8 protein-coding genes are annotated in these 6,189 nt (G+C 30.6%); 1 reads left to right on the plus strand and 7 read right to left on the minus strand.

Annotation, left to right across the window (positions count from 1 at the left end; genetic code table 11):
* A partial coding sequence (locus Q0409_RS03645; protein ID WP_298535183.1) for a toxic anion resistance protein occupies positions 1-871 on the minus strand: 871 nt, incomplete at its 3' end.
* A gap of 207 nt (positions 872-1,078) precedes the next feature.
* Positions 1,079-1,666, minus strand: coding sequence for a hypothetical protein (locus tag Q0409_RS03650; protein ID WP_298535185.1), 588 nt, complete (start codon positions 1,664-1,666; stop codon positions 1,079-1,081).
* Positions 1,667-2,004: 338 nt separating this feature from the next.
* Between Q0409_RS03650 and Q0409_RS03655 the strand changes: the two genes are divergently transcribed.
* A complete protein-coding gene (locus Q0409_RS03655) occupies positions 2,005-3,288 on the plus strand; it encodes an O-acetylhomoserine aminocarboxypropyltransferase/cysteine synthase family protein (protein WP_298535188.1) in 1,284 nt (427 codons plus the stop codon).
* Between the two features lie 289 nt (positions 3,289-3,577).
* Here Q0409_RS03655 and Q0409_RS03660 read toward each other — a convergent pair whose 3' ends face one another.
* From Q0409_RS03660 to Q0409_RS03680, 5 genes are read right to left on the minus strand one after another with little or no spacing between them, the layout of a single operon-like run.
* Positions 3,578-3,949 (minus strand): HEPN domain-containing protein, encoded by a 372-nt coding sequence (locus tag Q0409_RS03660; protein ID WP_298535190.1) that lies wholly within the window; start codon positions 3,947-3,949, stop codon positions 3,578-3,580.
* Entirely contained in the window at positions 3,942-4,247 is a 306-nt protein-coding gene (locus Q0409_RS03665) for a nucleotidyltransferase domain-containing protein (protein ID WP_298535192.1), read from the minus strand. The genes Q0409_RS03660 and Q0409_RS03665 overlap by 8 nt, the downstream gene beginning before the upstream one ends.
* Before the next feature lie 46 nt (positions 4,248-4,293).
* On the minus strand, positions 4,294-4,944 hold the full coding sequence (locus tag Q0409_RS03670; RefSeq protein ID WP_298535195.1) for a hypothetical protein: 651 nt from the start codon (positions 4,942-4,944) through the stop codon (positions 4,294-4,296).
* 54 nt (positions 4,945-4,998) lie between these two features.
* Positions 4,999-5,427 (minus strand): hypothetical protein, encoded by a 429-nt coding sequence (locus Q0409_RS03675; protein WP_298535197.1) that lies wholly within the window; start codon positions 5,425-5,427, stop codon positions 4,999-5,001.
* Between the two features lie 10 nt (positions 5,428-5,437).
* Positions 5,438-5,791 carry a hypothetical protein gene (locus Q0409_RS03680; protein WP_298535199.1) on the minus strand — a complete coding sequence of 118 codons (354 nt, stop codon included), beginning with the start codon at positions 5,789-5,791 and terminating at the stop codon, positions 5,438-5,440.
* Positions 5,792-6,189 lie beyond the last annotated feature (398 nt).

A 6,189-nucleotide genomic window follows, 5' to 3' on the forward strand; every position in this document is an offset into this window, starting at 1 on the left:
CATTCAAGGTTTTGATCTTATCGATAACGATTTTTTGGTTGTATAATGCACTTGCAACCATTACACCGTTTCTAAGTGCAGTTACAGTTACATTTTTAGCACGGGTTACCCCTCTGATTAACTCCTTGTTGTTTCTTCTTACAACATTCAAGGAGATGATTCCTTGTTCATTTACAACAATCATTTGTTGCATGTCCATGATTCTTTGTCTAAGTGGGAATAATACCTCTTCACGTACAAAGTCAATTTTATATTGGTCTACACCTTCAATTTCAGCTTGACGGATTTGCTGTTCAATGGAAGCATCCATCTGTTTACCTAACTCAATGTCAGTCATGAGCTTTTTGGTCAATTCTCTTAAATATGATTCTTCAGCAAGAAGAGTGGTGTTGTCATTTTGCAATACTCTGCTGCTTTCATCAAGGGATTTGAGAATGTTGGAGATAGCTTCATCAGCCTTTTCATATTTAGCAAAATAATTTCTTACAGGCCTTAAGAGTTTTCCTAAGATGCCGGATTGGCCGAATTCAATAGCGCTAGGGTCTAGGTTTCTGATTTCTCTGTCTAATTCCTCTAGTTTTTCACCAACATTTGCTGCTTCATCTCCACCTTTTGCAATATCTACAAAACGAGTTGTCAAGAGATTGTTCTTGTTTGCAGATCTGTTGATTGCATTGAGACCAAAGTCATCCAATGGTTTCAAGATGTTTTCTCTTGCAGCAACATCATCAAAATTAGCTTCAAAGATAGCAGAAGCATTATCATCTGCTTGCTTTTTGATTGCTGGATTTGCAATTTTTTCTTCTTCTTCCTTGAGACTCTTGTCTACTTCTTCTTTAATTTCATTAACATTAAGTGAAAATTCAGACATTATATCACCCATAATCTTATACACAAAATTAAATTCAATGTGTCATATAATTTTATGACATATCTTACTTATAAAGCTTTGCATTTTTAAGTAAAAATTATAAAAAATTTATTAAAAAATATATTAAAAATAGTTTAAATAGTAGTTTAAAAGTAGTTTATAAAATAGTAGTTTAAATAGTAGTTTAAAAATAGTTAAAAAGGAATATTAATCATAATCCTTTACAGAATCAATCAAATCATTCATTTCCTTAATCAAATTGTCTATTTCTTCATTAGAACCATCGTCCCCATTGCTAATGCTGATAATGAGTTCACTTTGAAGATTATTCATTTTAGCTACAATGGATTGTAATGTGCTTATCTTTTCCTTAAGGGCATCAGCTATTTTTTCTGAATATTCATCAGATAAATTAATCATATTCTCAGCGGATTCCGCTTCCTTAAAGAAGTTCACTCTGCAAACATCAACTTCTCCCCTAAATCTGCCATAAGTCATTTGACCATTAGGGAATTTCTTTTCAAGGAGTTCTAAAACCTTTTCTTCTTTGGTTTCATATGTTTTCTTTAGCTCTTCAACTTGCTTTTTATAATATGAATAATTCTTGGAAGTAGTATTTGAGGTAGTGGTAGTTGTAGTGCTGGTTGTATTACTTGTTGTATTACTTGTTGTAGTATTGAAAGTATTATTTGACTTTACATCTGCTTCATCCAATTTCTTTCCGCAGTTTGGACAGAAATGATCTTCTGGGAATAACTTGAATCCGCAATAAATACAAAAATTGTCTTTTGCCATGATATCACTTTTTATTTTATCTACCAAATAATAATTCAAATTTCACTAATTTTGCAAGTTGAATTTACTATTAATTTAATTAAAATAATGATTGATTAAATCAATTGTTTATAATTTACTATCAATAATTTTAATAGTATCTTTATTTTAAATAAATGTTAATTCTTACTAATACTTTGTTAATTTTTAAATATATATCTATGTGTTAAATTATACAAATTTAATCCATTTTCAATAAGTTTACTTTCTTAATGCTTATAGTTATTAATCAAAAGCAATATAATAGAATATATAAATTATATTAACATAGTTATATTTAAAAATATGGAGAAAATATCATGACAAGAAAATATGGAGACAGAACTTTAGAAGTGCATGCAGGTCAGGAAGAGGCAGATCCATTCACTGGCGCAAGAGCAGTTCCTATTTATCAAACCAGTTCATATGTATTCAAGGATGCTGAATATGCAGCTAATATCTTTGCTCTTACAGAGCCAGGAAACATTTACACCAGATTAAACAACCCAACCAATGAAGTGTTTGAAAAAAGGGTTGCAGCTATTGAAGGTGGTGTAGGTGCATTATCCACTTCAAGTGGAATGGCAGCAATCACCCTTGCCATATTGAACATTGCACAATGCGGTGATGAAATTGTTTCTGGAGACAATCTCTATGGAGGAACCTACAGCTTATTCAAGACCACATTGAAGAAATTCGGAATTCAAGTGAATTTTGTGGATTCCCAAGACACCCAAGCTTTTGAAGATGCAATTACAGACAAGACAAAAGCAATCTACTGCGAATCAATCGGTAACCCTAAATTGGATGTTCCTGACTTTGAAGTCCTTGCTGACATTGCCCATAGGCATGGAATTCCTTTAATAGTTGATAATACATCTGCTATCGGCATGGTAAAACCTATTGAACATGGAGCAGACATTGTTGTTCACTCAGCAACCAAAATCATTGGAGGACACGGTACTTCCTTAGGTGGTACAATTGTCGATTCAGGTAACTTTGACTGGACAAACGGCAAGTTCCCAGAGTTTACAGAACCTGATGAAAGCTATCATGGACTTGTTTATGTTGATGCATTCGGTGATGCAGCTTATGTTACCAAGGCACGTGTACAGGTAATGAGAGATTTAGGAAGCTGTATCAGCCCATTCAATGCTTTCATGTTGCTTCAAGGACTTGAAACAATGTCCCTTAGAGTCAAGCAACACACTGAAAACGCTCTTGAAGTCGCTAAGTTCCTAGAAAACCATGAACTTGTATCATGGGTGAATTATCCTGGACTTGAAGACAACCCTAACCATGAGATCGCTAAGAAATATCTCAATGGAAAATACGGCTGTGTGCTTGGATTTGGTATCAAAGGTGGAATAGAAGAAGGCAAGAAGTTCATTGAAAATGTTGAGCTATTGTCACACCTTGCAAATATCTGTGATGCAAAGACTTTAGTTGTGCATCCAGCTTCAACTACCCATTCAACATTATCTCCAGAAGAGCAAATATCAACTGGAGTTACTCCAGACTTCATTAGAATGTCTGTAGGAATTGAAAACGTTGAAGACATCATTGCAGATATCGATCAAGCTTTAAGGAAAGCTGTTGAATAAATAAAAATAGTCAATAGAGGATAAAACCTCTTTAAAAAATAATTCTTTTTTTATTGATATAAAATGATTTAAAAAATAAACCATTTTATACCAGCAAAATCTAATAAGTAATTTATCTAGATATCATGTCTAGCAGGAATTAGACATTATTAATAATTATATGCTCCAGATATATAAAATTTTCTTTTAAAATGCTTATTTTACGATATAAAACCATATATGGTGCTTAAATATAATTATGGACACAAGACTCATTTTTTTAATATAAATTCAATCAATGCATCAACTATTAATCAAAAAAGCGTTTTGATTCATTAATGAATTTTTCAGTTTCGACAATTTTATCTTGAGCAATTTTTTTAGTTATGCTATCTACTGAATCATAATCAGCTTCTTCCCTTAATGATTGGGTTCTAGAGAGAAATTTAAAAATATCCCTGTCAAAACCTCTTTTTAAAACATATTCCTCACTAAAGAGAGATATGGTTCCAGCATGAGATCTTGGCCTCAAACCTTCCTTAATCAATAAAGCTTTTGCAGTTAAAAACATAGCATAATATGATGCACTTACTGAAGTGGCATATTGTCCTATATCAAATAAAGCTTTACTGGATATGACTTTATCATTAACCTTTTTAATGTACTCTTCGAATTCACCCAATTACAACACCTTCTTCAAGTACATTAGATAAAAATGAATAATCTTTTGTCTTATTAAATCTTTCTTCAGACATTACATGTGCAGAAATAAGTTCATGTTCCTCTATTACAATTTCAGCAATTGCATCAGAAATAATATTTTCAATGGAATCTTGATGATTAGAAACAATTAAAATATCAATATCAGAATCCTCTCCATCATCACCTCTAGCAACAGATCCAAATAATATGATTTCCTTGATTAAATCTGAATTAATTTTTCTTGCAAATTCTATAGCAATTACTTTTCTATTGTTCATAGAATCACCTAATAGATTAGATCTATTTAATATTTAATAAGTCTTATTAATATAATTCTGGACCAGTATACTCATTTTCTTCAGTATAGACTCTAATGAGTGTATCAACTGTATCCTCATACATCAACCTATAGCCGATTGCACCGCCAAACTTGCTTTCAAGATTATTGAGTGCCTTGTTTGCTCCTGGACTGCAGTTATTGATAATGTACCACATTCCATGAGGAGTATAAATGAATAGTTCACCGTATCCATCTTCTGCACCATTCTTGAAACCATCTGCAGGATCATAGATTTTAGTGGAATGGATAGCTAATCTGCTTAAATCCTGTTTTGGTTGTGTTCCGCTTTTAAAGAGCATTGTTAACCAGTTGTAGACTTGATCCTTGAATTGTACCTTCTTGATTGGATCAGACATCTTTTCTTCTATGTTCTTTCTTCTTTTTTCCAATGTGTTTGTTATTCCAAGTATCTCTTCAACTTTAGGAACATCCTCTTCCAAGCATCTGTATCCTTCTGGACGTCCTGTAACCTTGATGTTACCTTCTACAAAGTCCATCCTTTTCCATTTTCTCATGTATGGTTTCACTTTCTCCCACTGCTCATCCGGTATCTTCTTGTTCAATCCATAGAGATAGCCATACTCCATTGCATCATAACACTTGGTTTCCAATTTTAAATCATTATCAACAGGCATGATATCACTTTTTATCTTGTTTATATTATAATAAACAAAATGGTTTATATAAATCTATTGATAATGATTATAGTTTCTTTTCCGTTTAAACTTTAAATATTCCTCATTATAACTTACATTGACATAATAGCAGAAATAAACATCATCATATAATTCTTTTAATTTAACGAACTCAGTCAATAAATCATTATACACTTTGTTATTTGAATCAAAATCCTCATCAATCATAACGATACTTGCAAAAATTGCTTTTAAATCATCATATTCAGGATCTTGATTATATTGCAGATATATCTTAGAATTTGGAAAGAATCCATTGATTAGCTTATAACTATCATTTATCAATTCAATTAATCCAGATTGATTTGAAATAAATTCATTTATTTCTTTAGGATTTATCAATATGAATTCTTTGGATAATTCCTGATTAAATTTAACATTAGACAAATCTTGCTGTTTTGAAACTGTTTTTAGACTTTGCATTATTATCACTTCAAAACTCCTTATTAAAAAAATCCAATATCTCTTTAGATTTATTTTTACTATCCTTCACTTTCTTTTCATTGAAATAAAGTTTATAATCAGCTTCATTCCGATTATTCCTGAGAATTTCTAATTTTTCTCCAATTTCCTTAGTTCCGTCTAAACCTTTAAAATATTCTTTTAATTTATAATGGGAAATACTTGAGCCCATTTCACGATTGTTTTCTTTATTATAAATTTCCCTAGCTACCAAATAACAGGCATAATAAAAGCGGCCAATTGCTGACCTTTGATATTCCTCATCTTTTGAATATTTCCCTAAATGTTTGCCAACGGAAAAGAATTTTTCGCCACTAAAAGTCATCAAATCATCTCATATTAATGTTAAAAAAATTCTAGAATTTTTATTTTTCTTAATTAAAGCCTATTTGAGTATCTGTTTTAATCATATATAAATATTATAGTTTTATATGGCTATTAAATTGATATAATTTTGTAAAATTAAAATTAAACTGTTAAAAATCCTTTAAAATTTTATAAATAGTTTACCATTTATAAAAAATTCTATTTTAAAATCTTTAAAAATAAAAATAAGTAATAAGAATATGAAAAAAATATTCTTAAATTAAAAGAAGAGAAAAATCTAAAAAAAAGTTTTGCCATTCACAGCTATTAAAAAAATTTAATCTGAAATCAATTTAAATAATCTAATGAACTTCTCATCAATGTCCTCTTCTTCAGCATATAAAGCCAAGTATTGTG

Origin of the sequence: uncultured Methanobrevibacter sp. (genome assembly GCF_937898925.1) — an archaeon.
GTDB lineage: Archaea > Methanobacteriota > Methanobacteria > Methanobacteriales > Methanobacteriaceae > Methanobrevibacter.

Excerpts from the sequence above, each read along its gene's own strand:
- Q0409_RS03650 (WP_298535185.1), bottom strand. The coding sequence starts at position 1,666 with ATGGCAAAAGACAATTTTTGTATTTATTGCGGATTCAAGTTATTCCCA.
- Q0409_RS03655 (WP_298535188.1), top strand. The coding sequence starts at position 2,005 with ATGACAAGAAAATATGGAGACAGAACTTTAGAAGTGCATGCAGGTCAG.
- Q0409_RS03665 (WP_298535192.1), bottom strand. The coding sequence starts at position 4,247 with ATGAACAATAGAAAAGTAATTGCTATAGAATTTGCAAGAAAAATTAAT.
- Q0409_RS03670 (WP_298535195.1), bottom strand. The coding sequence starts at position 4,944 with ATGCCTGTTGATAATGATTTAAAATTGGAAACCAAGTGTTATGATGCA.
- Q0409_RS03675 (WP_298535197.1), bottom strand. The coding sequence starts at position 5,427 with ATGCAAAGTCTAAAAACAGTTTCAAAACAGCAAGATTTGTCTAATGTT.
- Q0409_RS03680 (WP_298535199.1), bottom strand. The coding sequence starts at position 5,791 with ATGACTTTTAGTGGCGAAAAATTCTTTTCCGTTGGCAAACATTTAGGG.